A 25,445-nucleotide genomic window follows, 5' to 3' on the forward strand; every position below is an offset into this window, starting at 1 on the left:
AAGGAGAACCACCACCATGGCCGTCATCACCACCACCCGCCGCAGGCTCGCCGGAAGCATCGTCGCGCTCGGTGTCGCGCCGCTCGCGCTGACCGGGCTCTCCGCCGCCCCGGCCGCCGCCCATGGTTCGCTGAGCGACCCGGTCAGCCGGGTCTCGGCCTGTTTCGCGGAGGGGCCGGAGAACCCGCAGTCCGCGGCGTGCAAGGCGGCGGTGGCGGCGGGCGGCACCCAGGCGCTGTACGACTGGAACGGGGTGAACATCGCCAACGCGGCGGGCAACCACCGTCAGCTGATTCCCGACGGCAAGCTGTGCAGCGCGGCCAACGACAAGTTCAAGGGACTCGACCTCCCGCGCGCCGACTGGCCGTCCACGCCCATGGAGGCGGGCAGCCACACCTTCAAGTTCCGGGCCACCGCCCCGCACAAGGGGAAGTTCGAGCTGTACCTGACCAAGGCGAGCTACGACCCGACGCAGCCCCTGAAGTGGTCGGACCTCCAGGAGCAGCCGTTCGCCACGGCCACCGACCCGACGCTGCAGGACGGGTCGTACGTCTTCGACGGCACCGTGCCGCAGGCGTCCGGGCGGCAGCTGATCTACACGGTCTGGCAGCGGTCGGACTCCCCCGAGGCCTTCTACGCCTGCTCCGACGTGGTCTTCGGCGGCGAGAGCGCCGGAAGCGGTACGGGCACGGGGGACGGCACCGCCGAGGAGGCGCCGGCGCCGGTCGCGTCCGCCCCGTCCGACGAGGACATCGAGGCGGGCGCCGACAAGTCGTCCGTCGAGCACAACGGGCACGGTGACGACGACGCGGCGACCAACGCGGAGGTGACCGAGGCGGCTGCCCCGGCCGAGGACACCGGGGCCAACGCCCCCGAGCCGAACAACGTCGCCGCGTCCCGGGCGGACGCCGCGCCCGCCGGCGACGTCCTCGCCGAGACGGGTGGCAGCAGCAGCACCTCGTACCTCGCGATGGGCGGAGCCGCCGCACTGGCCCTCGGCGCGAGCGCCCTGTTCGTCTCGGTCCGGCGCCGGTCGGCGGGCGGCGCGCATCGCGCCTGATCCGGCGACCGCCGGGTCCCCAGACGACCGGGGGCCCGGCAGCGCGTGCTCAGCCGATGGCCGAGGCGCAGTTCGTCGGGGTGGCGTGCGCCGGGTCGAGGGCGTTCGCCACCTCGTGGAAGGCGATCCTGTCGATGGTCCCGATCGCGACGTGCTCGGACAGGTCGACCGCGCACAGGTCCTGGAGCAGGACGTTGCGCACGTCCGGCCCGTTCAGGTACTGCGTGCGGTACGGGGTCACGACCTCGTCGTACCGGGTCGCGATGACGGTGTAGCGGACGCCCGGCACGGTGTCGCCGCCCGCGTTGAGCTTGGTGATGAAGGCCGATCCCGCGATCTGGTCGGCGAGACCGGGGGTGTTCGCCGTGAGCAGGTCCTCGGCTCCGGGGAAGTACGGCAGCAGCTTCGTGAGTCCCAGGAGCGTGGTGCCGTGGTTGTCGGGGGCGATCCCGATGAGGGCGTTCACCTTGTCGGCGCCGCCGAGGAACTTCAGGTAGTAGTTGGGCATCATGCCGCCCTGGGAGTGACCGACGAGGTCGGCCTCGGGGGCGCCGGTGGCGCCGAGCACCTTGTCGACGAAGACGTCGAGCTGTCCGGCCGACTTGTCGATCGGGCCGAGTCCGTGGAAGAACGGCACGCCGGGGAGCTGGCCGTAGTCGAGCGAGAAGACGCAGAAGCCCCGGTTGACGAGGTACGGCGCCAGGACCAGCCAGTTGTCGACCGAGTTCCCGAAGGTTCCGTGGACGAGGACGACCGGGCGGGGGTGGGCTGCGGAGGGCTTGCAGGAGTAGTCGTTCCAGCCACGGGACGGGGAGGCGGTTCCGGCTGCGGTGGCGGTCGCCGTGGGGGCGGCGAGCGCGGCGAGGGTGAGGAGCAGCGCGGCGAGCAGGCGGCGTGCGCGGGGGGTGCGGGCACGGGTCCAGGGCAGCATCGGGTGTTCTCCTTGCGGCTCAAGGGAGTTGCGATGTCGGTGCGCCCTGCGGTCCGGACCACAGCGGAAGTCACGTTTTCACGTGCTCATGTCAAGTTACGCACGAGTAAAGTGCTCGGGGGAAGTTACGCGTCGGTAAAAAATCCCCGCCCCTGGTCAGGCCGCGAGCCGCCCCGGCTTCACCGCCTGCGGGCCGAACCTGGCCCGCAGCCTGTCGGACACCGCCTCGATCCGCCGGGCCCGTTCGTCCACGGGGTCGAAGGTCAGCTGATGGGCGGCCCGTTCGGCTCCGTGGAGCCCCTCCGCCCGCAGCCCGATCCCCCGCACCCGAGCCCGTTGCAGGGCGAACGAGTCCTGGATCCGGTACGCGAGCGAGGTGAGCGCCGCCGAGTGGGCGGTGGGCTCCGCGAGCGTACGGCTGCGGGTCAGCGTCGCATAGCCGGTCCGGTCCGCATAGCGCACGGAGACCGCGAGCGAGCGGCACACCTGGCCGTCGGCGCGCAGCCTGGCCCCCAGCTCCTCGGTGAGCGAGAGGAGCGCGCGGCGGTGCTGCTCGGGGTCGAGTTCGTCGCGGGGGAAGGTGCGTTCGGCGGCGATCGACCGGGCCGCGGCGTTGGGCGCGACCCGGGTACGGTCGATGCCGTTGGCCCGCTCCCACAGCTCGCGTCCCGTCCGTACGCCGGTGATCCGCTGGAGGGTGGAGAGGGGCGCGGCGGCGATCCGGCCGATGGAGTCCAGCCCGTATCCGCACAGGGTGCGCGCGGTCGCCGCCCCGACACCGTCCAGCGCCGCGGCGGGCATGGACGCGAGGAAGCCCGCGTGCTCGCCGGGGGCCACCACGAAGGTGGTTCCGGTCGCCGCCCGCCGTGCGGCCATCCTGGCCAGCATGGGGTTGGAGGCCGCCCCGATCGCGCAGTCCACCCCGTGCAGGGCGAGGGCGCGCACCCGGATCACGGAGGCCAGGCCCGCCGCGTCCTGCCCGAAGTAGCGCAGCGCGCCGCCGACATCGGCGAGCGCGGCGCCGGGCGGGGCCGCCTCGACGACCGGGGTGAACGCCCCGAGCAGGGCGAGCAGTCCCTCGTAGTCCGCGCTGTCCGGCAGTCCGCCGCCGATACGGCGGAACCGCAGGCACAGGACGGCCGGTTCGTCGTTCATCCCGCGCTCCCCGGGCTCTGGTGCCACAGCTTCCTTCCGGTGGGCGTTCCTTCTCCGGCGGGCTGGAGATCGGACCAGGGGTTCATCTCGTAGCCGGTCGGCAGCTGGATGCGGCGGCCGTCGTCCGGTGCCTCCTCCTCGCCGGTGGCGGGCTCCTCCGCGAGGCGTGCCGCGACGGCGTCGAGGCCGCCGGTGCGCCGGAGTTCGGCCAGTTCCGCGAGGTTCCAGGCCGCCGAGCCGACCACGCTCATGCTGCGCGGACCGCGCCGCTGGACCACCCCGCGCACCAGCAGCAGCCAGGAGTGGAAGACGGTGTGCGCGCAGGCCGCGTGACTGTCGTCGAAGAAGGCCAGGTCGACCAGGCCCGTCCCGTCGTCCAGCGTGGTGAAGATGACCCGGCGCCCGGAGCGGACCGGCGGGGTCTGGGTGGCCGCCTTGGCTCCCGCGACCAGCACGGTCTCGCCGTGCCTGGCCTCCCGCAGCCGCTTGGCGGAGACCGCGCCCAGCTCCTCCAGGAAGGCGTGGTGATCGCCCATCAGATGACGGGACACGTCCATGCTGAGGACGCCGAGCTCGGCGCTGAGACGCTCGGCGTCGCTGAGATCGGGCAGCCCGACCGTGCCGGTCCTGTGCCCGCCGCCGAGCGGGAGCTGGGCGCCCGCCGCACCGGAGCCGGAGCCCCGCTGGGCGCGGTGGAGCTCGGACAGATGCAGCAGCAGGTCCCGGCGGTTGCCGCCGAAGGCGTCCAGCGCGCCGACCTGGGCCAGCCGTTCGGCGGCCGGCTTCCCGGGCCTGGCCCGCTGCCAGAAGTCCAGCAGCGAGGTGTAGGGCTGCCCGGCCTCGATCCGGGCGACCTCGGCCTCACTGATGCCGTGGACGTCCGAGAGCGCCAGCCGCAATCCCCATTTGTCACCGTTATCGCCAGACACCAGTTCGATCTGGTGGGTGGCTGCCGACCGGTTCACATCCAGCGGCAGCACCGGGACCCCGCGCCGCCGCGCGTCCGCGAGGAGCAGCCGCTTCGGGTACATCCCGGGGTCGTGCGTGAGCAGCCCGGCGTAGAAGGCCGCCGGGTGGTGCGCCTTGAGCCAGGCCGACTGATACGTCGGCACGGCGAAGGCGACGGCATGCGCCTTGCAGAAGCCGTAGCTCCCGAACGCCTCGATGATCTCCCAGGCGCGGGCGATCACCTCGGCGCCGTACTTCCGCTCCGCCGCCCGCCGCGCGAACCAGACCCTGATCCGGTCCTGCGACTCGGGGTCGGAGAGCCCGCGCCGCACCCGGTCGGCCTCGCCGCGTCCGCAGCCGGTCATGATGTCCACCATCTCGATGATCTGTTCGTGGAAGACGACCACCCCGTAGGTGCCGCGCAGCGCCTCCTCCAGGTCGGGGTGCGGGTAGCGCACGGGCGCGCGGCCGTGCCTGGCCTCGATGAACGGCCGTACCATGTCGGCGGCGACGGGCCCCGGCCGGAACAGCGAGATGTCGACCACCAGGTCGTGGAAGGTGGAGGGCTGGAGCCGGCCGACCAGGTCGCGCTGGCCCGGCGACTCGATCTGGAAGCAGCCCAGCGTCTCGGCACTCCTGATCAGCCGGTACGTCTCCGGGTCGCCCTCCGGTACGGCGTCCAGGTCGACGTCCTCGCCGGACGCCCGCTTCACCTCGGTCACCGCGTGGGCCATCGCCGACTGCATGCGTACGCCGAGCACGTCGAGCTTGAGCAGCCCGAGGTGTTCCACGTCGTCCTTGTCGAACTGCGCCATCGGGAAGCCCTCGCCGCTGGTGGGCATGACCGGTGTGCGCCGCAGCAGCGAGTCGTCCGAGAGGAGCACCCCGCACGGGTGCATGGCGATGCCGCGCGGCAGGGCGTCCAGCGACTCCACCAGGTCCCAGAGGCGGCCGTGCTTCTCCTTCGTCCCGGCCACGGCGCGCAGTTCGGGCAGTTCCTCCATGGCGGCGCGGGCGTCCCTGGCCCGGATGTGCGGGAACGCCTTGGCGAGCCGGTCGGTCTCGGCCGGGTCCATGGAGAGCGCGGCACCGACGTCGCGGATGGCGTGGCGCACCCGGTAGGTCTCGGGCATGGAGACGGTCGCGACCCGTTCGGCGCCGAAGCGGCCGATGATCGCGCGGTAGACGTCGAGGCGGCGGGCGGACTCGACGTCGATGTCGATGTCGGGCAGCACGAAGCGCCTCTTGGACAGGAACCGCTCCATGAGCAGCCCGTGTGCGACCGGGTCCGCGTGGGCGATCCCGAGCAGATGGTTGACCAGGGAGCCCGCCCCGGAGCCGCGCGCGGCGACCCGTACGCCCATCTCCTTCACGTCGTCGACGACCTGGGCGACCGTGAGGAAGTAGGTGGCGAAGCCGTGGTGGGCGATGATGTCCAGCTCGTGGTGCATCCGCTCCCAGTAGTCGCGCCTGCGGTCGTAGCCGCGCCGCACCATGCCCGCGGCGGCCCGGGAGGCCAGCACCCGCTGCGCGGTGCGCCGCCCGGCTCCGACCAGGCGCGGCTCGGGGAAGTGGACGCTGCCCAGCCCCAGGTCGTCCGCCGGGTCGACGCGGCAGGCGTCGGCGGTGTGCCGGGTCTCCGCGAGCAGCCGCTCCCCGGCGCCCCGGCCGAGCCCCGCGGCGGAGGTGATCCGCTCGGCGGTCTCCCGCATCGCGCGGGCGTCCTTGAGCCAGCGCTCCCCGCTGTCGAGGGGGGAGCGGCGCGGGTCGACCGGGACGAGCCTGCGGGCCGAGTCGAGTACGTCGGCGACGGGGCCCTGCCCGGGGTCGGCGTACCGGACGGCGTTGGTCAGCACGGCCCGTACCCCTTGTTCGGCGGCGAAGCCGAGCGTGCGGGCGGCGAGCCGCAGCGAGCCGGGCCCGGTGCCCTCGCGGCCGTGGTGGACGACTTCGAGGCGCAGGGCGTCGCCGTAGATCTCCCTCCAGGGCGCAAGCAGGGCGGCGGCGCGGTCGGGCCGGCCGGCGGCCAGCGCGGCGCCCACCTCGGAGGCGGGGCCGAGCAGCACGGTGAGCCCTTCGGCGGGCAGCGCGTCCCGGCCGACCAGGGGCCGGCCGGCGTCCGGGGCCCCGTCGCCGGGGGCATGGGCGGCGGTGACCAGCCGGCACAGCTCGGCCCAGCCGTGTGCGCCGTCCCTGGCGAGGAAGGTGACCCGGGGTGCGGATTCATCGACAAAGGCACCTCCGCGGGCCGGGGTGCGCGTCCGGTGCGTACGGTCTCCCCCGCCCGTCCGCGGGGCCACCGCGAGCTCGGCTCCGAAGAGCGGCCGGATGCCGGCGTCCTCGCAGGCCCTGGCGAAGCGGACCGTGCCCGCGAGGCTGTCGCGGTCGGTCAGCGCGAGGGAGTCCATCCCCCGCTCGGCGGCGCGCTCGGCCAGCCGCTCCGGGTGCGACGCCCCATAACGCAGGGAGAACCCGGAAACGGTATGCAGATGCGTGAACCCTGGCATCCGCACCTCCTGGACCGATCCTTGCTCACCACCCCTCGCTCTCCACCATAGACCAAGTTTCGAACGTTCGTACGATAACCGGTGGGCGGCCTCCTTCTCCGCCATTCGGCCTGCCCCCGACTGCGCGTACAGCCCTCTCCCCGGAGCGTGGGGGCATGACTTTCGCTGACGAGGTGAAAAACGCCGTCACCGCACGGGCCGCACTGCTGGTCATCGGCGTACTGGGACTTCAGCTGCTGTTCATCGCCTCCTACGTCGGCGCGCTGCACCGGCCGGACCCGACGGACGTCCCCTTCGGAGTGGTCGCCCCGCAGCAGGTGTCCGGGCAGCTCGTCAGCCAGCTGGGCGACCTGCCGGGCGGCCCGCTGGACACCCGCGCGGTCTCCGACGCCGCCGAGGCCCGCCGGCAGATCGAGAACCGCGACATCGACGGCGCCCTGATCGTCAGCCCCACGGGGAGGACCGACACCCTGCTCGTCGCCTCCGGCGGCGGCACCGTGCTGGCCACGTCCCTGGAATCGATCGTCGAGCGGGTGGAGGCGCCCCGGAAGCGCGCGCTGCGGACCGTGGACGTGGCCCCCGCCTCTCCCGACGACTTCGACGGGCTCTCCTCGTTCTACCTGGTCGTGGGCTGGTGCGTCGGCGGCTACCTCTGCGCCTCGATCCTGGCGATCAGCGCGGGAACCAAGCCCGCCAACCGGCAGCGCGCGGCGATCCGCACCGCCGTGATGGCGCTGTACTCGATCGCGGGCGGGATCGGCGGAGCCGTGATCATCGGGCCGGTCCTCGGCGCCCTGCCGGGCAGCGTGTGGGCCCTGGCCGGGCTGGGCGCCCTGGTCGTCTTCGCCGTCGGCATGATCACGCTCGCCCTGGAGGCGCTCACCGGCATCGTCGGCATCGGCCTCGCCGTCCTGCTCATCGTGATCGCGGGCAACCCGAGCGCGGGCGGCGCCTTCCCGCTGCCGATGCTGCCGGACTTCTGGCGGGCGATCGGCCCCGCACTGCCGCCCGGCGCGGGAACCTGGGTGGCCCGCTCGATCGCGTACTTCCACGGCAACGCGGTCACCGGCCCCCTGCTGGTGCTCTCCGCCTGGGCGGTCGTCGGCACGGCTCTCACCCTGCTCCTGTCGATGCGCCGCCGGGACCGGGACGGCATCCAGGAGGCGGCGCCCACCGCCCCGGGAAACGGCGCGCACGGCTGAACCATCCCCGCCCGGCCGGGGTGGGCGGGCACGGGGGGACGTGAAGAGCGACGCCGGACTCGTCCCGCCGGCGCCCGGCCGCCCCGGCACTGACGGACCGGCACCGAAGGTCCGGCGTACGGGGTTCGGTAGGATCCGCGGGATCTTGACACCGGGGAGGGCTCCATGACCGAAGGCAGCATCAGCAGAAGCACCGACGGCGGCGCGGAGGCCCCCCGGGCGTCCGTGGACGAGGCGGCCGGTGTCCGGCTGGCGTATCTGCCGCAGCCTTCGGACACCTTGGCCGGTCTCCGGGTACGTGCGCGGGTCAAGAAGACCGGGCTGTGGCTGCGCTGGGCGTTCGCCGCCGTGTGGGCCGGTGTGTGGCTGCTCGCAGCCGTGGGCAGGGGAAGCACCGACGCGGTCTCGACCGTTCTGACCGTGTTCGTCGTCCTGATGGTGTGGGGCTACCCGCGGAGCCAGGCCGCCCAGGTGCAGCGGCTCATCGGCTGGCAGGGCGAGTACCGGGTCACCGTCTCCCCGGCCGGCGTCAGCTGTACGAACGACCACAGCACGCTGACCCAGAAGTGGTCCCTCTTCCGGGGCTACCGGGAGGCGCGGGACCACTTCGTCCTGCTCAGCCGGGACCCCAACATCATGTGCCTCGACGTCCTCCCCAAGCGCGGGGCGCGGGATGCCGGTGATCTGGACCGGCTGCGGGCCCTCCTGGACGAGCACACCACCCGGGTCTGACGCGACGGGCCGGGCGGGACCGTCCCGCCCACCCGGGCAAGGCTGCGGCACCGTTTATCCCGGATCAACCGTATGTCCACGAGAAGGGCCCAGCCTGGCCGTACGCAGGTTCTGCGTCCGACAGCGGGGGGTAGGGCACGGAGCTCGCGGCACGCACGTGCTCGCGACAGCGAAGGGTCCGCCCACCCCGGACATGGGGTGGGCGGACCCTTCGCTCGGAAGCACTCGCGGGAGCGGGCGGGCCCGGCGTCAGCCGATCTCGGCGCCGTACGCCTCCAGCGCCTCGGGCACCGGCTGGAAGAACGTCTCGCCGCCCGATGAGCAGTCGCCGCTGCCGCCCGAGGTCAGGCCGATCGCGGTGTCGCCCGAGAAGAGCGAGCCGCCGCTGTCGCCGGGCTCGGCACAGACGGTCGTCTGGATGAGGCCGTTGACGATGTCGCCGTTGCCGTAGTTGACGGTGGCGTCCAGGGCGGTGACCTCACCGTCGTGGACCTGGGTGGTCGAACCGCTGCGGGTCACCGACATCCCGACCGTGGCCTCGCCGGCCTGGGTGATCGCCTGGGTGGAGCCGTCGTAGAGGTCCACCTCGCTGGGGTGCTCCACGTCGGAGGTGTACTTGACCAGGCCGTAGTCGTTGTCCGGGAAGCTGGAGTCCTCGTTGGCGCCGATCTCCGCGACGCCCTGTGTGCCGGACCAGCTGGTGATCGACTCGGTGCAGTGGCCGGCGGTCAGGAAGTAGGGCTCGCCGTCCTTGACGACGTTGAAGCCGAGCGAGCACCGTCCGCCGTTGCCCCAGATCGCGTCGCCGCCCGCGATGAGGGGCTTGAACTCCCCTGCGGACTTCTTGAGTTCGGCCTTGGATCCGAGCCCTTCGACGACCTTGCCGAGCTTGCCCCAGGCCGCGCCTTCGACCGTGCGGTCCGCGGTGACGACGACCTTGTTGCTGACCGGGTCGACGGCCCAGGAGGTACCGGGGATGGTGGCCTTGGCGGCGAGGGTCTGCCGGGCGGCCGTCAGCTCGGCGAGCGTGTGCTGGACCAGTCTGGCCTTGCCGCCCGCCTGACGGACCTGCTCGGCCGCCGCCTCGTCGACGACGTTCACGACGAGGTTCCTGGCCTCGGCGTCGTAGTACGCGCCCGCTGTGTCGCCGCCCAGGGTCCTGTGCAGGGTGGTGGCGAGATTTCCGGCCGCGTGAGCGGTGAGGGTGCGCGCGGTGACTTCGGGTACGTCATCGCTGGCGTTCGCGGACTGGAAGGTGACTCCAGCCGCTACCAGGGCGAGGACGGCCGATCCGGCCAGGGTCACACGCTTCCTGGATATGCGTCGGTGCTTCAACTGACGACCTCCTGTGGGGCCGCGCCCGGGCAAGTGGGGTGCCAGGAACGCGGAGGATGGGGCGCCCACTATTCCGACGCGGTGGATAGCACACAAGGTCGACTTCAGGACGCGCACACGACGACGACCGTTCACCCGCGACGCGTTCACAAGCGGCGGCCGCACCACGTCGGTTCCGTTCGCGAACACCCGGTGCGACCGGAGATGGCCGACGGGTGAGGACTGGTCCTGTCCTGTAATCGCGCCTGGAGTCCGCATGCTGTGCAGAGCACTCCTGAAGTCGAACGCCCGTCGAGCGCCCCCCGAACGTCACCGGACGTCCCCGGCACCACCGGTTGATTACGACAGGTGGTGCCGGTATCGCTTCCGATAGGTCATCATCGAACAGGCAGTACACATCGGGCACTTGATGCCCGTACCGGGCATGGTGACCGAGCGGAGGGCGGCGTGCGGAATCGGGTGCGCGTGGCGGACGGACGGCATCTGATGGTCGAGCGTCTGGGGGATCCGCGCGGCAGACCGGTGTTCCTGCTCCACGGGATGCCGGGCAGCAGGCTGGGCCCGGCCCCTCGCGGGATGGTGCTCTACCAGCGCAACATGCAGCTGATCACCTACGACCGTCCGGGGTACGGCGGCTCCGACCGGATGCAGGGACGCCGGGTGATGGATGTCGCCGAGGACGTACGCACGATCGCCGACGCGCTCGGACTGGACCGCTTCGCCGTGGTCGGCCGCTCCGGCGGCGCTCCGCACGCCCTGGCCTGCGCCGCGCTGATGCCGGACCGGGTCACCCGTACCGCCGCGCTGGTCAGCCTGGCGCCCAGGGATGCCGTGGGGCTCGACTGGTTCGACGGCATGGCCCCCTCGAACGTGCTCGCCTACTCCAGGGCGACGGCGGACCGGGACGGGCTGGCCGAGTCCTTCATCCTCCGCTCGGAGGAGATCCGGCAGGACCCGGCCCGGCTTCTGGACGACCTGCGCCGGGAGCTGACCGACGACGACCGGATCGTGGTCAACGACGCCGGCATCCGGATGAAGCTGCTCGCCAACTTCCAGGAGGGGCTGCGGACATCGGCGTACGGCTGGATCGACGACGTGATCGCCTTCTCCGAGCCGTGGGGGTTCGATCCCGCGGACATCACGGTGCCCGTGATGCTGTGGCACGGCGTCAAGGACGTGTTCTCACCCGTCGGCCACTCCCGCTGGCTGGCCGAACAGATCCCGGGCGCCACCGCCGTCCTGGAACCGACGGCGGCGCACTTCGCCGCACTGTCCGTGCTTCCCGGCATGCTCAACTGGCTGCTGGACGACCGGGAAGCCGTGGTCTGCTGACCACCGAGGGCTCCGGGCTCCTCAAGCCCTGACCACCGAGGGCGCCGGGCTCCAGGAGCCCGGCGCCCTCGGGCTCACACCGACATCGGTTCCAGCTCGCGCCGGAACCTCCGCTCGTCCCTCGCTATCCGGGTCAGCGGATGCTCGTCGCCGAGCTGCCGGGCCAGCTCGTCGCCCGTCTCCGCCCGGAGCCTGAGCGCCTCGTCCTTGCGTCCCATCGCGTCCAGCGTGACCGCGAGGTTCGAGGTCATGGCCAGCGTCTCCGGGTGGTGCGCGCCGAGCACCTCCCTGAGCTGACCGGCCACCCGCCGCTCCGTCTCCAGCACTATGTCGAGCTCGCCCCTGTCGGCCGTGGCGTTGGCCAGGTTCATCACGGAGAACAGCGTGTTCGGGTGCTCCCTCCCGAAGACCTCACGCATCGAGGCGACCACCCGCGTCAGCAGCTTCTCGGCCTCCACGGGCGCGCCGGTGCCCGAGAGGTAGACGCCGAGGTTGTTCTGCGCGGCCAGGGTGTACGGGTGCTGCTCCCCCGGGACCTTCATGTACTGGTCCACCACCTCCTGGGCGGTGTCCCTCGCCTCCACGGCCTCCCCCGCGGCGAACAGGTCGGCCGCCATGTTGAGGTCGCAGGCCAGGGACTCGGGGTTGGCCGAGGTGTACTTGGCCCGGTACCTGGCCCGGGTGGCCACCGTCAGCCTGCGCGCGTCCTCCAGCTGCCCCGCCCTGCGCAGCGAGACCGCCAGACTCTTGGCGGCGCTCAGCGTCGTCGGATAGGTGCGGCCGAGCGTGGCCTTGAAGCTGTCGTACGTGCGGCTGAGCAGACCGACCGAGTCCTCGTAGCGCCCGACCTCCCGCAGGTCGCGCGCCAGGCACATGGCGGAGGACAGGCTGTACGGGTGCTCGGGTCCCAGCACCTCGGACCGGAGGTCGTAGACGTCCTGGTCGATCTCCCTGGCCCGCGCGTACTGCCCGACGCTGCGCAGGTTCAGCGCCAGGTTGTTGGCGGCGGCCAGCGTCCTGGGGTGCCTGTCGTGGAAGATCTGGCTGAAGCCCTCGTGCGCGGCGGTCGCCAGCTCGATGGCCTTGGTGTAGTCACCGAGCAGACCCAGGTCGATCGCCAGGCTGCTGGTGGTCATGTAGGTGTGCGGATGCTCCGGCCCCAGCACCTCGCGCTGCCGGCTGAGCGTGAACTCGTCGAGCTCCTTGGCCTCCACGTACCGTCCGCGGGTACGCATGATGTTGGAGAGGTGGAAGCAGAGGTACAGGTACTGGAGGTCCCGCTCCCCGAGCATCTCCTCCCAGGTCTCGCGGAGCTCGTCCCCGAGCCGGCCCGCCGTCCTGACGTCCCCGCGCTTCCAGAGGTAGCGCACACGGTCGATCAGAAGCCTGCGGGTCTCCGGTTCCTTGCAGTTGCGCGCGTCCGACGGGCCGAGGTGCGGCCAGATCGTGGCGAAGCGCGGCCAGGTCGCGGGGTTGTCGATCGGCTCGTCGTCATCGGGCCTGGCACCGGCCAGGATGCGGTGGACGACGTGCCTGGCCTCGCGCTGCTCCTCGTCGCTGAGCTGGGCCCTGATCACCGCCTGCACCAGGCGGTGCACCTGGATGGAGTTCGACACCTGGTCGACCTTGGCGAGGGCGAAGCGGCCGATCTCCCGGATGACCCGGCCCAGGACCAGCTTCTCCTGGAGCGAGGCGTCGTACGGCTTCAGCGCCTCGATCATCTCCTTGCTGTAGAGGAGATTCGCCGAGATCGGCTCGGGTGCGAAGAACGCGCAGAGCTGGAGCAGCCGCACCGCGGCGGGCGAGCGCTCCTTGAGTCGCTCGATCGAGATGTTCCAGGTGGCGGCGACGGGCTGCGGGTAGCCGGCCGGCTGGTTCAGGGCGAGGACCTGGGGTGCCTGGCGGGCCAGCTGCTCCAGATAGGTGTCGATGGGGGTGGCGGTCTCCGCGATCCAGGCCGCCGCCTGCTCGACCGCCAGCGGGAGGTCGCCGACCGCGGTGGCCACCTGTGCGGCGTCCTCGTTGCTCAGCCCCGGAGCGCGGCGCTGGAGGTGCTCGACCGACTCCTCCCGCAGGAAGACGTCGACGGGCAGCGCGTCACCGTGCTGGGACCAGGTCTGGTTCCTGGACGTGACGAGGATGTGCCCCGAACCTCCCTGCGGGAAGTAGCGGCTGAGGCGTTCGGGGTCGTCCGCGTTGTCGAAAACCAGCAGCCAGCGCTCCGACGGCACGCCCCTGCGCAGCAGGTCCACCGCTTCCTGCGAGGCGGCGGCCATGTCGTCGCCGCCCTGGGCACCGAGCCGTACGGCGAGTTCGGCGAGGCTGGCCACCACGTCGTCGATCTGCTCGGAGGATATCCACCACACCAGGTCGTAGTCGGCCATGAAGCGGTGGACGTACTCCAGGGCGACCTGGGTCTTGCCGACGCCCCCGAGGCCGTACAGGGTCTGCGGCTGCGGCAGGACGACAGCCATGCCGCCGCCGAGCTGGTCACGCATCCGCTCCAGGACCAGGGAGCGGCCGGTGAAGCCCGGGTTGCGGGGCGGGGCGTTCCAGATCCTGGGCACGGTGCCGGGGAAGCGGGGCCCGGGCGAGACCCCGTCGCCGAGCTGCACCGGCCGGTCCAGGGCGCGCATCAGGGCCGTGGTGGCGTGCACCTCGTCGAGCCGGAACAGGTCGACCGGGTTGCGGTCGATGTACGGCGCGGAGAGGCGGACGTCGCTGACCCTGAGCGGCAGCAGCTGGCGCCGCCCGCCGCCCGGGTCCTCGGAGACCGCGCGTTCCCAGAGGTCCACGGCCCGCTGGGACTTGAGGTAGGCGCTGGAGAGCAGCACGACCGTACGGGCCGCGGACTCGGCCGCCGCCTGGGTGGCGTCCGCCGCGCCGATCTCGGCGGAGACGTCGCGCGGGACCACCCGGAACCCGGCCCGGGTGAGGACCGATTCGATCCAGTCGGCCCACATGCGGTTCTCCGCCACATAGCTGAGGAAGAGATCGGCGGGCAGCGCGGGCCTGCGCCGGGTGAAGGCGTCGCGGATGCGGAGCCGCACCTCCTCCCCCACCGGGGGCATCGAGGTGATCTCCTGCTGGGTGACGACCGCGGTGAGGCGTTCGAACGCGGACAGCAGCGAGTTGCTGAGCCCGGCCTCGTCGCCGAAGGTGGCGAGGGTCTCCTCGTACGCGTAGTAGGGGCGGTAGGGGATCTCCACCGCGCCCCAGTAGGCCGTGAGTTCGTCCCCCGAGAGGTCCCGGGGCAGCCGGTCGAACTTCAGCCGGGCCAGCGCCCGGCCCGCGTCGGCCTTCTCCTTCTCGCCCTCGTCGATCCGCATCGGGACGGGGAAGATGGAGATGGGACGGCCGGTGTAGCGCTCGGCGATCTGCCGGGCGACGGAGGCCGCGCCGTCGATGGACTGGTCGCTCAGGGTGAAGCAGTCGACGAGCACGTCCGGGAGGTGGACGGTGCAGATGTCGGCGATGTCGCTGAGGCCTGTACGGCTGTCGATGAGGACGTAGTCGTAGTTGGCCTTCATGTCGTCCCGCAGGGCGTCGAAGAAGTGCCCGCCGCCGAGCCGGTCGTAGAAGTTGTCCCAGTCGAAGGTGGAGACGGTGGCGGAGTACTCGCGGTTCTGGCGCCCGGCGGAGACGAAGTCGAGGGTGCCGCCGCGGGGGAACTCCCAGCCGTGCGCCTCGGGGCTGAGCGAGACCGCGTGGGGCTGGATGCGCGCGTAGTCGCGGTGCCAGTCGTCGGACCGCTGGGCGGGGTTGGTCGCGGCCCAGGCGTATTCGGTGATCAGGTCGATCACGCCGGTGGTGGCCCCGAGCGTCGAGGGGTCGAGGAAGGGGTGGAAGAAGCGGTGGAGTCCCGGGGCTTCCAGGTCCCAGTCGACGGCCAGTACCCGCTTGCCGTTGGCCGCGAGGATCCAGGCGGTGTTGGCCAGGGCCATGGTGCGCCCCGTGCCGCCCTTGTACGAGTAGAAAGTGACGATGCGCCCGTCACGACCGGCTGTCATACGTCCTCCGCATCCGTCGCAGGGTCGTGCATGTCGGGTATGAACTGCGTGCTGCCCATGGGCCCCATCAGGCGCGTCCGTTCACTGTGCCGCCCACCCGCGGGCGGGTAGGCCGTGGCATGTCTCAGATACTGCTGGGCGGCCACCTCGACCACTTGGGGCAGGACCTGTCCGAACGCCTCCATGCTGGGCACCCCCTTGGCCGCGACACGGCAGAAGGCCCGCCCCTGCCGCATCTTGACCGGCATCGTCTGTTCGAGCTTCTCGATCAGTGCGGCCTCTGCGGCTCTGCTCTGATGGTCCTCCCGGCACCATGGCACGACCATGGTCACCCAGGGCCGGTTCTCCGCGTCGAACGCGGCGAGCCTGCGCCTGCGGTCCTCGTCCTCCAGCGCCCAGCGGTCGACGACGAGTATTTCCGGGGTGCTGGGGGACTGCTTGCCCTCCGGCTGTCCGGGCCCTTCGTCGAACGACGCTATGACCGCCTGGTAGTTGAGGGAGCGCACCAGTTCCTCGGCGACGTAGGCCAGAGGCCGGGCGGCGGCCGGATGGTAGGGATTCCACTCCTGCGGATTGTCCCCGTAGTACTCCGGGTTACGGCCTTCCGGCAGGTCGTGGCGGGTGGGCGCGGCGATGGTGATCCGCATCGGCCTCGGTGCGCCCGCGCCGCTGTCCGGAGGGCCGAAGGCACTGGGGACGAGGCGGTAGTCGAACGGCCTGCCGGAGTCGAGCCGTACGGTGTCGGCGACGTTGACGATGCGTTTGGCCAGTTCGTAGACGGCCCGTTCGTATTCCTGGGCGAACAGCCTGAGTTTAATCAGACCGTAGAGCCCGTCGCTGACGTAGCGGTCCCCGAAGTCGCGGTGGTTGAACTGCAACCGCTCTGCGGGGCCCGGGAGTTGGCTCGGTGGTACCGGCACCCAGAGCGCCGGCACGATCGCCTCGGCAGGCTGGTTGGACCGGGCCCTGTGGTGAATGGCCCGCTGCTCGAAGGCGTACCACTCCTTGCCGCACATCTCACTGGCGAAGTAGCGCGGCGAGAACAGCGGTACGAAGACCCGGCAGCTCGCCAGCACGCTGCCGAGCCGCTCGGACCAGCCCTCGCCGGAGCGTATCTCCCGGTCCATGAATCCGGCCGCCGCACCCGCGGGCAGATTGGTCATGGCCATCACATGACCGCAGAGATCTTGGAAAAGCCGTTCGACCCACATGTCTGGGTCCGATCCACCGCCGTACCCCGGTGTATGCGCGTAGCTCAGAAAAAAGTACGGCCGATGGTCCGCTCGCTGTTGCGTCATGCGTGCACACGACCCCCGTCCTGTGTGAGCACCCGCATCCCAGGACAATGGAGAGGGTGCGAGCGAATTCATCATTCCGGAGCGGACTGTGCTCCACCCCCATGGCGTTCGGTCATTCAACGCCGCTTTTCAGTCATCCATACCCAGGATTCATCGAACAGGTTCTTGATCCACCGCATTGGTGCGGATGTTCATCCCACTTGTCCCATGTACACCTCTCGCCTCGTCCCGGAGAGAGCCGAGCAGCCTCTTTCCTCCGACGGTCGGTTCGGCGGCCCGTTCCATCATGTCGAGTGCCTCCGGAACACCGTCCATGAATGCGGGATCGAGTGCGGAGAGGCCCACCCGTTCATAAGCGGTGGACAGCAGTCCGGAAAAGGGGATCTTCATATGATGATCCCAGGGGGACCTGTATTTCCAGGCGCCGTCCAGCGCGTACAGATCGGTGACGTCCAGCAGCGCCCGCAGCCTGGTGCGCCGCAGGGCCCGCAGCAGCGAGAGGGCGAGCTCCCGGGTGTCCCCCGTCATCACGAGGCCGATGGAGCCGTAGCCGTGCGGCCGCCCGGCGTTCCGGCCGTCGACGAGCGGGGTGAGCGTGGTCAGCCACTCCACAGCGTCCGCCGCCTGCCCGGGCGCGGACCGCTCCAGCAGCTCCCACGCCCGGCCGACGGCCTCGGCCCAGACCTCCGCCTCGGCCGGAGCGAGCCTCGGCGCGGCGGGGGCCTCGAAGCAGTCGCGGTAGGGATCGAGGTCGTCCAGGACGAAGCCGGGTGTGCCGCCCGGGGCGAAGTGCCGCACCGGGAGCCAGTCGGGATCCTCCGTCCCGCTCAGGACCGTCCTGGGCCCTCCGCCCTCCCGCCGGTACGTGAACCCTTCGCCCTCGGCCCGCACCCGGACCCTGCCCGCCTCGCCGGGCCCGCCGACGCGCAGCTCGCCGAGCGTGGGCAGGAAGAGCCTGCCGTCCCGGAAGTCCGCCGGGACCTCGATGCCGGAGCCGGCGCGCACCGCCGCCGCCGCGACGTACGACGGCAGCCTCAGCGCCTGGCCGACGGCCTCGGGCCGCTCGGCGTGCAGCCCCTCCAGGACGTCCAGCAGCCAGGTGCGCGTGTACGGGTGCGCCAGGACGTGGTCGAGTCCCGCGGCGCCCTCGGCGGATGCCTCCAGGGCGCCCGCGAGCCCCCACGCCTCGTCCCACCGGGCGCCGCCGCGGCCGTCCAGCGTGCCGTGGAGGGCGGCGAGCAGGGTGCGGGTCAGGTCGTGCTGCCCGGCGGCGAGTTCCCGCGGGCCGGACAGCGCCGGGGACACCATGGCCGCGCCGGTGCGCGCCTCGATCCCCCGTACCAGCGCCTCCAGGTCGGCGCAGTAGACGGACGGATTGTCGAAGTCGTTCGCCGGGCTGTACCGGTGCGTGTAGAGCCCGCCGCCGCAGGAGCGCACGACGGGGCACTTCCGGCAGGTCTCGCTGACCCCGGCGAGGCCGAGCTGCCGCGCCTGGACCCCGGGGTGGGCGGCGACGTCGTCGAACGAGTGGGAGAACACGTCGAAGCCGGTGGAGGCCGCCCCCTCGTAGGCGCTCTTGAGCGAGTCGACCTGCTCCAGCTGGCCGTCCGTCTCCACGACCACCAGATCGGTGGGGGCGAGGCCCAGGGACTCCGTGAGGCTCGGGCCGCCGCTCAGCGTGGAGAGCACCGAGGAGAACAGCCGCACCGGCACCGGCCTCCCCTGGTCCTGCCAGCGGTCGAAGATGGCGAGGAGCCACTCGGCGTAGGCCGTGGGCGATCCGTCCGGGCGGGACGGCGGCTCCTCCCAGGTGGCGTGCGGGAGGAGGAAGTCGATCAGCGGGGGGTCGAGTGCGACCAGGGCGTCGAGCACGGCGCGCGGGTCGTTCTCGATGTCGATGGTGCACAGCAGACCGAGGTTGAGGTGGCTGTAGCGGTCCTGCCTGAGCAGCTCGACCGCCTTCAGGACCAGTGGATGGCTGCTGCGTCCGTCGGCGAAGCGCCGGTGGCGGTCGTTGGCCTCGCGGTCGCCGTCGAGGGAGATGCCCACCTTGACGTCGAACTCGTCGAAGAGGTCCAGATAGCGGGGGCTGAGCTGGAGGCCGTTGGTGTGGATCCGGAGATCGAGCTCGGCGATGCCGGCGAGGGCCGATCCGAACTCCTCGCAGACGCGCCGCAGTCGGGCCGGGCCGGCGAGCAGAGGCTCCCCTCCGTGCAGGATCACTGACACGGAGGGCAGTGCGTGTGTCTTCGCGTGCTCGGCAAGGCGCTGAGCCGTCTTGGAGATGACTTGATCAGAAACCGTCTTCGGCCGGGTTCTCCAGCTCTGATCCGCATGTTCGTAGACATAGCAATGATCGCAGGCGAGGTCACACCTGCTGTGAACCTTCAGAATGATTTCGCGGAACGGGACCGCGGGGCCTGTCATTCCACCACTCTAGTGCAGCGGTGCCATGATTCCGGCGGTCGACCACCGGCACCGACCGAAAGGGTGGAATTCTTACAGCTTTACGGCTCCGAGGGCCCGCACCGCGTCTACAGCGAGGAGTTGAAAGTGGAGATCTGCGTCGGGCGGCCGCCTGCCGTCGCGAGCACCCTGCCCATCTTCTCGGCTGCTGCACTGCCGGTTGCTTCGATCTTCGCAAGCGGCACACGACTCTTCGCTACAGCGAAGTTGGGGGTGGATTCGTAGGTCTTCACGGCCGTCCTTGATGGGCTCGTTCCGGACACGGAAACAGCACCGGCACCTGCACCATTGCAGTGTCCGGCGGCACGACTTTACTCTCATGGCCCCGGTGTGCAACTCGGCTCGTACAGCCGTAACCCGAGTGATTTCCAGGACTACTCCAAATGGATGGGAACCCTTTCATCCGAGGGCCGGGTGACCACTACATCGAATACAGGAGTGACCATGACAGCGATTCCCGGACCTCTGCAGAGCATGGTCTTCAGGAGCGCTGATCTGCCCGCACTCTTCCACCACACCGATGCCGTCGCCGTCGCGCGCCAGCGCGAGGCGGTCAACACCACCCGTGGGCAGCTGATCCTGCTCGTACTGGGCACCGTACCCGCTGCCCTGCCCTGGCACGTCGAGGTCGGTGAAAATCTACAACTCCTGGACGCCATCGCTGTGTTGGCGTACCTCGGTGTCCTGATCACGACCTACCTCGCCTCCCGCCGCAAAGCAAAGTCGCATTGGCAACTCAACCGCTCCGCAGCGGAGTTCATCAAGTCCAACTGCTGGCGCTACGCCGTCCACGGCTCGCCCTTCGACACCGGCACCCAGCACCCGGAGGCGGTGTTCGCCAGCCGGCTGGAGGAAGGGCTCCAGGAGCTGCGGAAGGTGGGGTGGGACGACCCCAGGGAGGATCTGGCCGACGCGGGTGGCGGTCTCATCACCGCGTCCATGAGGGAGTTACGGGAGAAGGCGTTCACCGTACGCAAGGAGACCTACATCCGGGACCGGCTGATCGAGCAGCGGCGCTGGTACCGCAGGCGCAGGCTGGTGTCGCGGCGCGGAGCGCTCGTGTGGTCGAGCACCATCGCCGCGCTCACCCTGCCCGCGCTGGTCCTGGCGGTGTCGCAGACCTTCGGCGGTGCCGGGTCCTTCGCGCTGACGGGGACCTTCTCCGCCGCCGCTGCCGCCTGTCTCGCCTGGAACGAGATGCGCCGCCACCACCCGCTGGTGACCGCCCACTCGCTGGTCGAGGACGACCTGGAGAACATGCAGGCCGCGATGGAGACCACCCTCACCGAGCGCCAGTGGGCGGCGGCCGTCTTCGAGACCGAGCGGATCGTCTCGCCCGAGCACACGGACTGGCTGGTCAGGCACCGGATGTGAGGGCCGGGCCCGCGCGGTCGGCCGGAGCCCACCCGGCCGGATCACCGCGAGGCCCGTGCGGTCGGGTCACCGCGAGACAAGACGGTCAGCCGCGCTCCACGCCGTCCAGCCAGATCACCGTGACCGGCCGTCCGAGGCTCCGGGCGTACGTCACGATGTCGCCCGTGCCTCCGAGGCCCCGCGCGGGTCTGCCGTCCCAGACCGCGAGCAGCCGGTCGCAGTGGTCCGCGATGTAGGCGCCCGCCGCGTAGTAGGCCTCGTCGGTGGAGTGCGGGAAGTCCAGCAGGATCTCGCGGGCGGCACGGGCCTTAAGTTGCCGGTAGCGGGCGAGCTCCGCCTCGTCGAAGCCGGCCTCGTAGTCCCCGCTGGGGATGACCACGGTCAGCTCCGCGCCGTGGGCGAGCGCCAGGTCGGCGAAGAGCTGGTCGGCGCCGACCGCCAGGCTGGAGAGCGCCTCCAGGGAGCCCTCGTGGCCGCAGAGCGCCGCCCGCAGCTGCTCCAGCACATGATCGTGGACCTCTTGGGGGATGGAGCGATGACCGGTCACTCCGATGCGTTTCACGGACCTGGAACCCCCTGGTGTCGACGGGGGCCCGGAGGGCATCCCTCCGGTCCGGCACAGTGTCCGCCCCCGTGATGCCGCTGCGACCGACCGTCCTGACATCTTCTCAAGAGCCGGGGCCCCAGGGGGAGCCCCCGCCGGGGATCGGCGGGGGCTCACGGGAGTGCGGCGGTGCCCGGCCGGGTCAGAACACACTGACTCCGTACGCGCTGAGCGCTTCGGTGACGGGCTGGAAGAAGGTCGTCCCACCGCTGGTGCAGTTGCCACTGCCGCCCGAGGTGAGGCCGATCGCCCTGGTGCCGGAGTAGAGGGGACCGCCGGAGTCCCCGGGTTCGGCGCACACGTTGGTGCGGATCATGCCGTAGACGATGTCGCCGCCGCCGTAGTTGACCGTGGCGTTGAGGCCGGTGACGGACCCGCTGTGGGTGCCGGTGGTCGAACCCCTGCGGGTGACGGCCATGCCCACGGTGGCGTTGGCCGCGCTGGTGATGTCCTGGCTGCCGACGGTGCCGGACTTGGTGACCGAGGTGTTGGTGTAGCGGACGATGCCGTAGTCGTTGGTCGGGAAGCTGGATCCCGTGGTGGTGCCGAGGACCGTGGTGCGGGCCGAGTTGGACCACCAGGTACCGGCGCCGTCGGTGCAGTGACCGGCGGTCAGGAAGTAGTAGGTGCTGCCGCTGCGGACGTTGAAGCCGAGGGAGCAGCGCCAGCTGGAGGCGTAGATCGCGTCGCCGCCGGAGATGAGCTTGCTGAACTTCCCGGGGGTGCGCTCGATGCGCAGGGCGCCGGCGTTGGCTCCGGCCGCTTCCTTGATCTCGTCGATCTCCGCCTGCGACACGGTGCTGTCCACCGTGACCACGAGCCGCCCGGTCGCCGGGTCGACGTTCCAGGCGGTGCCGGCGACGTCCGCGTCGAGCACGGCTTCTCCCGCCGCGCTGAGCTGATCGGCGCCGAACGTCGCGGCCTGGTCGGCGTTGGCCGCCGGGACGGCGAGGGCGGCGACGGCGACGAGACCTGCGGTGACGGCGGTGACGCGGCTGCGTCTCGCCGTGCCGGCGGTGCGGGGGTTGGTGCGCTTGATCCTCACTTTTCGTTCCTCCCGAGGGGAATCGGGGGCCCGCCTGTGGGGTGGCCGGACCCGTGAGGCGCGGCCCGGGGCACGGCGACGCTCCGGGAAGGCGTTCGGTGATCCGGATGCGTCGTGCTCCTGGCGAGCGCTGCTCGGGAGTATTCGGGGCGTCAACCGGCCGCACAAGGGCGCCTTTCGGCCGCCCCGGCGCACGGGAGCACCGGCCCCGGCAGCCCTGGGGCCGGTGGGGCCGGTGCGCGCGGTGCGTGCGTCCGGGGTGGGACGGATCAGCCGTCGATACGGTTCCGCTCCCCCGCCGGGACGGCCACGGTGAGGGTGTTGCCGGGCGGCGGGAAGGGGCAGATGAAGTGATCGGCGAAGGCGCACGGGGGTAGCAGCGCGCGGTTGAAGTCGACCCGGACCCTGCCCTCGGGACCGGGGGCAGGGGGCCGCAGGAAGCGGAAGCGGTAGCTGCCGTTCCCGCTGGTGGTGTCGGCGAAGACGGCCCAGAGCGAGCCGTCGGGCTCGACGGCGGCCTGGAGGGTGTGCTCGGTCCCGTCCACGGTGAAGGCGATCTCGCCGGCGAGCCCGAGCCCCCGCTCCCGCCCGTCGGCGTTCTCGACGCGGATGGTGCGGTCGCGCTCGTACGGCCGGAAGGTGCCCTCCAGCGACCAGCGCGGGTCGTAGGGGGTGGCGTCGATGGTCCGGAAGGCGTGCCTGGCCGGTGACTGGGGGTCGAAGTCCCTTACGGCCCAGAGTCCTTCACGGCTCAGGACGACCAGCCGGCGCTGCCCCCGCGCGACCCGGGACTCGTCGATGGGGCCCCGGTCGGCGCCCAGGCGGACCTCGCCGGCCAGCGGCTTCGCGTCGACGGTCAGCCCCTCGTCGGGGGTGGCGGTGAGCACCACCGCGTCGCCCTCCGCGCGCCACAGTCCCGGCACGGCCGGAATTCGACCCTCCGGGTGGTCGGCGAGCCAGTGGGTGCCGGTGAGGGAGAGCGGGCCGTGCGGCGCGGCGACGGCGACGATGCGCCCCTCGTGCCAGCGCTGCCAGGCGTGGAACTCCTCGCTGTCCTGCTGTGCGTCCGTGCTCATGCGGTCAACCTTTCCATACCGGCTCCGCCAGTCCGAGGTGCGACCTCAGCGTGGAGCCGGTGTATTCGGAGCGGAAGGCTCCGCGTTCCTGGAGGAGGGGGACGACCCGGTCGACGAAACCGTCGAGGCCGCCCGGTGTGAGATGCGGTACGAGGATGAAGCCGTCGGCCGCGTCGGTGGAGACGAACGTCTCCAGTTCGGCGGCGACCGTCTCCGGGGAGCCGATGAAGGACTGGCGCGCCGTGGACTCGATGACCGTCTGGCGGATGGACAGCCCCTTGGCCTCGGAGAGCGCCCGCCACTTCGCGGCGACGGCGAGCGGGTCCGCGATCCGCACCCTGCCCTGGACCAGCTCCGACGCGGGGTCCGGGTCGGTCTCGGGCAGGGGCCCGTCGGGATCGTACGAGGAGAGGTCGCGGCCCCAGACCTGTTCGAGGGCGAGGATGGCGTTCTGCGGGGAGACCTGCTGTCTGCGGATCTCGGCGGCGTTCTGCTGGGCCTCCGCGTCGGTGTCGCCGAGCACGACGGTGACCCCGGGCATGATCTTCAGGTCGCCGGGCTGCCTGCCGTACTTCGCCAGGCGTGCCTTGACGTCGGCGTAGAAGATCCGGCCCGCCTCCAGGGTGCCGTGCCGGGTGAAGATGACGTCGGCGGCGGACGCGGCGAACTCCCTGCCCTCGTCGGAGTCCCCGGCCTGAATGACGACCGGGTGCCCCTGGGGCGAGCGGGGGACGGTGAACTCCCCGGAGATCTCGAAGTGCTGCCCCGCGTGGGCGAAGGGGCGCGAGGTGCCGTCCGGGGTCCAGGAGTCCCACAGCTCACGGGCGGTGGCGACGAACTCGGCCGCGCGGGTGTATCGGTCGGCCCGGTCGAGGTAGCCGCCGCGGCGGAAGTTCTCGCCGGTGAAGGCGTCCGAGGAGGTCACCACGTTCCAGGCGGCGCGGCCCGCGCTGAGGTGGTCGAGCGTGGCGAGGCGGCGGGCGAGCTCGTACGGCTCGTTGAAGGTGGCGTTCACCGTGGCGGCGAGGCCGAGGCGTTCGGTGACGGCGGCCAGGGCGCCCAGGACGGTGAGGGACTCGGGGCGGCCCACCACGTCCAGGTCGTGGATGCGGCCGTTGTGCTCGCGCAGCCGCAGCCCTTCCGCGAGGAAGAAGAAGTCGAACTTCCCGCGCTCGGCCGTCCTGGCCAGGTGCTCGAAGGAGCTGAAGTCGATCTGGCTCCGGGAGCGGGGATCGGTCCACACGGTGGTGCTGTTGACGCCCGGGAAGTGGGCGGCGAGGTGCATCTGCTTCATGAAGTCCCCCCTGAGGTCCTCGCGGACGCGTAGCGGTTGGCCGGCCTGCCCAGGCCCAGGTGCTCGCGGAGTGTGCCGCCCGGGTAGAAGGTGCGGAACAGACTGCGGTGCTGGAGCAGGGCCACGGTCCCGTTGACGATCCGTTCGAGGTCGCGTTCCGGTGTGATGGGGGTGAGGTGGAAGCCGTCGACGGCGCCGCCCCGGTGCCACTGGGTGATGAGTTCGGCGAGGTCGACGGGGCCGCCCCGGAAGTAGGTCCCCCGCCCGGCGAGCTGCGGTCCGCTCTCCAGTCCCGGTTCGGGTGCCGTCTCCGCGTCCCCGAGGTCGACGGTGAGCGCGACCAGGACCCGCAGGGTGTCGGGGTCCCTGCCGTGCGCGGCGGCGGCCCGGCGCAGTTCGTCGCGGAGCGAGGACGCCTGTTCGGGCGAGGTGGCCCGTACGTGGACGACGTCGGCGTGCCGGGCTGCGGCCTCGCGGGCCGGGCCGCTCGTGCCGTCGATGACGGTGACGGGACGGCCCTGCGGCGGCCGGGGCACGATGGCCGGTCCCTTGACGGAGAAGGTGCTGCCCTCGAAGTCGATGTAGTGCAGCTTGTCGCGGTCGATGAAGCGTCCGGTGGCGGCGTCGCGGATCTCGGCGTCGTCCTCCCAGCTGTCCCAGAGGCGTGCCCCGGCGTCGGCCACCTCGCCCGCCTCCTGCCACAGCGCGGTGGCGGGGGCGGCCGGGCGCCGGCCGAACAGCCGGGCCTCGGCCTCGGTCGTCGACACGTCGGCGTGCCAGCCGGCCCTGCCCTTGCTGACCCAGTCGAGGGTGGCGACGGCGGACGAGACGTGGAAGGGCTCGGTGTGGGTGGTGGTCACGGTCGGCACGAGGCCGATCCGGGTGGTGGCCGGGGCGACACGGGCCAGTACGGCGAGCGCGTCGGGGCCGGGGCGGGCGAAGGAGTCGCTGAGGGTGACGAAGTCGAGCGCGCCTCCCTCGGCGAGGCGGGCGAGCGCGACATGGGAGCCGGCGTCGTAGCGCGGGGGGCCGCCGATCTCGGCGGCGAGGTGGAGTGGCCTGGTGGCGGACATGCG

General features: G+C 71.5%; 18 protein-coding genes. 5 read left to right on the plus strand and 13 right to left on the minus strand.

From position 1 onward, the window contains the following. Positions 1-16: 16 nt before the first annotated feature. Positions 17-1,060 carry a lytic polysaccharide monooxygenase auxiliary activity family 9 protein gene (locus ACWCQM_RS23700; protein ID WP_450917147.1) on the plus strand — a complete coding sequence of 348 codons (1,044 nt, stop codon included), beginning with the start codon at positions 17-19 and terminating at the stop codon, positions 1,058-1,060. 49 nt (positions 1,061-1,109) lie between these two features. Here ACWCQM_RS23700 and ACWCQM_RS23705 read toward each other — a convergent pair whose 3' ends face one another. From ACWCQM_RS23705 to ACWCQM_RS23715, 3 genes are all read right to left on the minus strand, one after another. Next, the gene (locus tag ACWCQM_RS23705) at positions 1,110-1,991 is read right to left on the minus strand and encodes an esterase/lipase family protein (RefSeq protein WP_450917148.1); all 882 of its coding nucleotides are present in this window, start codon (positions 1,989-1,991) and stop codon (positions 1,110-1,112) included. Between the two features lie 156 nt (positions 1,992-2,147). After that, positions 2,148-3,146: a DNA polymerase Y family protein gene (locus tag ACWCQM_RS23710; protein WP_450917149.1), complete on the minus strand. Its 999-nt coding sequence runs from the start codon at positions 3,144-3,146 to the stop codon at positions 2,148-2,150. Then, positions 3,143-6,601 carry a DNA polymerase III subunit alpha gene (locus ACWCQM_RS23715; RefSeq protein ID WP_450917150.1) on the minus strand — a complete coding sequence of 1,153 codons (3,459 nt, stop codon included), beginning with the start codon at positions 6,599-6,601 and terminating at the stop codon, positions 3,143-3,145. The genes ACWCQM_RS23710 and ACWCQM_RS23715 overlap by 4 nt, the downstream gene beginning before the upstream one ends. Before the next feature lie 155 nt (positions 6,602-6,756). Between ACWCQM_RS23715 and ACWCQM_RS23720 the strand changes: the two genes are divergently transcribed. Together ACWCQM_RS23720 and ACWCQM_RS23725 are read left to right on the plus strand one after the other, a co-directional pair. Beyond that, positions 6,757-7,803 carry a DUF3533 domain-containing protein gene (locus tag ACWCQM_RS23720; protein WP_450917151.1) on the plus strand — a complete coding sequence of 349 codons (1,047 nt, stop codon included), beginning with the start codon at positions 6,757-6,759 and terminating at the stop codon, positions 7,801-7,803. Positions 7,804-7,968: 165 nt separating this feature from the next. Next, complete coding sequence (locus tag ACWCQM_RS23725) at positions 7,969-8,535, plus strand: YcxB family protein (RefSeq protein ID WP_450917152.1); 567 nt, start codon at positions 7,969-7,971, stop codon at positions 8,533-8,535. A 249-nt stretch (positions 8,536-8,784) separates the two neighbouring features. Here ACWCQM_RS23725 and ACWCQM_RS23730 read toward each other — a convergent pair whose 3' ends face one another. Further along, positions 8,785-9,870, minus strand: coding sequence for a S1 family peptidase (locus tag ACWCQM_RS23730; protein WP_450917153.1), 1,086 nt, complete (start codon positions 9,868-9,870; stop codon positions 8,785-8,787). A gap of 447 nt (positions 9,871-10,317) precedes the next feature. On the opposite strand from ACWCQM_RS23730, the gene ACWCQM_RS23735 reads away from it, so the two are divergent. Then, positions 10,318-11,202, plus strand: a complete 885-nt coding sequence (locus tag ACWCQM_RS23735) for an alpha/beta fold hydrolase (RefSeq protein ID WP_450917154.1) — start codon at positions 10,318-10,320, stop codon at positions 11,200-11,202. 74 nt (positions 11,203-11,276) lie between these two features. On the opposite strand, the gene fxsT is transcribed toward ACWCQM_RS23735, so the two are convergent. From fxsT to fxsA, 4 genes are all read right to left on the minus strand, one after another. Beyond that, the gene (fxsT, locus tag ACWCQM_RS23740) at positions 11,277-15,212 is read right to left on the minus strand and encodes an FxSxx-COOH system tetratricopeptide repeat protein (RefSeq protein ID WP_450917155.1); all 3,936 of its coding nucleotides are present in this window, start codon (positions 15,210-15,212) and stop codon (positions 11,277-11,279) included. Then, positions 15,209-16,510, minus strand: a complete 1,302-nt coding sequence (gene fsxC / locus ACWCQM_RS23745; protein ID WP_323179212.1) for an FxsC protein — start codon at positions 16,508-16,510, stop codon at positions 15,209-15,211. Before fsxC ends, fxsT begins: the two co-directional genes overlap by 4 nt. Positions 16,511-16,660: 150 nt before the next feature. Next, entirely contained in the window at positions 16,661-18,937 is a 2,277-nt protein-coding gene (fxsBH, locus tag ACWCQM_RS23750) for a radical SAM/SPASM protein FxsBH, inactivated beta-hydroxylase extension form (protein WP_450917156.1), read from the minus strand. Positions 18,938-19,044: 107 nt separating this feature from the next. Further along, positions 19,045-19,209 carry an FxSxx-COOH cyclophane-containing RiPP peptide gene (gene fxsA, locus ACWCQM_RS23755; RefSeq protein WP_073751188.1) on the minus strand — a complete coding sequence of 55 codons (165 nt, stop codon included), beginning with the start codon at positions 19,207-19,209 and terminating at the stop codon, positions 19,045-19,047. A 211-nt stretch (positions 19,210-19,420) separates the two neighbouring features. Here fxsA and ACWCQM_RS23760 point away from each other — a divergent pair, with 211 nt between their 5' ends. After that, positions 19,421-20,350, plus strand: coding sequence for a DUF4231 domain-containing protein (locus ACWCQM_RS23760; protein WP_450917157.1), 930 nt, complete (start codon positions 19,421-19,423; stop codon positions 20,348-20,350). Between the two features lie 85 nt (positions 20,351-20,435). Here the strand turns inward: ACWCQM_RS23760 and ACWCQM_RS23765 are convergent, their stop codons facing one another. The 5 genes from ACWCQM_RS23765 to ACWCQM_RS23785 form a co-directional block, all read right to left on the minus strand. Next, positions 20,436-20,912 (minus strand): hypothetical protein, encoded by a 477-nt coding sequence (locus tag ACWCQM_RS23765; RefSeq protein ID WP_450917158.1) that lies wholly within the window; start codon positions 20,910-20,912, stop codon positions 20,436-20,438. A 184-nt stretch (positions 20,913-21,096) separates the two neighbouring features. Further along, the gene (locus ACWCQM_RS23770; RefSeq protein ID WP_450917159.1) at positions 21,097-21,999 is read right to left on the minus strand and encodes a S1 family peptidase; all 903 of its coding nucleotides are present in this window, start codon (positions 21,997-21,999) and stop codon (positions 21,097-21,099) included. A 269-nt stretch (positions 22,000-22,268) separates the two neighbouring features. Next, the gene (locus tag ACWCQM_RS23775) at positions 22,269-23,075 is read right to left on the minus strand and encodes a DUF1684 domain-containing protein (RefSeq protein ID WP_450917160.1); all 807 of its coding nucleotides are present in this window, start codon (positions 23,073-23,075) and stop codon (positions 22,269-22,271) included. 4 nt (positions 23,076-23,079) lie between these two features. After that, positions 23,080-24,369: an NtaA/DmoA family FMN-dependent monooxygenase gene (locus ACWCQM_RS23780; RefSeq protein WP_450917161.1), complete on the minus strand. Its 1,290-nt coding sequence runs from the start codon at positions 24,367-24,369 to the stop codon at positions 23,080-23,082. Continuing rightward, on the minus strand, positions 24,366-25,442 hold the full coding sequence (locus ACWCQM_RS23785) for an LLM class flavin-dependent oxidoreductase (protein WP_450917162.1): 1,077 nt from the start codon (positions 25,440-25,442) through the stop codon (positions 24,366-24,368). Before ACWCQM_RS23785 ends, ACWCQM_RS23780 begins: the two co-directional genes overlap by 4 nt. Positions 25,443-25,445: the final 3 nt, after the last annotated feature.

The organism is Streptomyces sp. NPDC002125 (genome assembly GCF_053593715.1).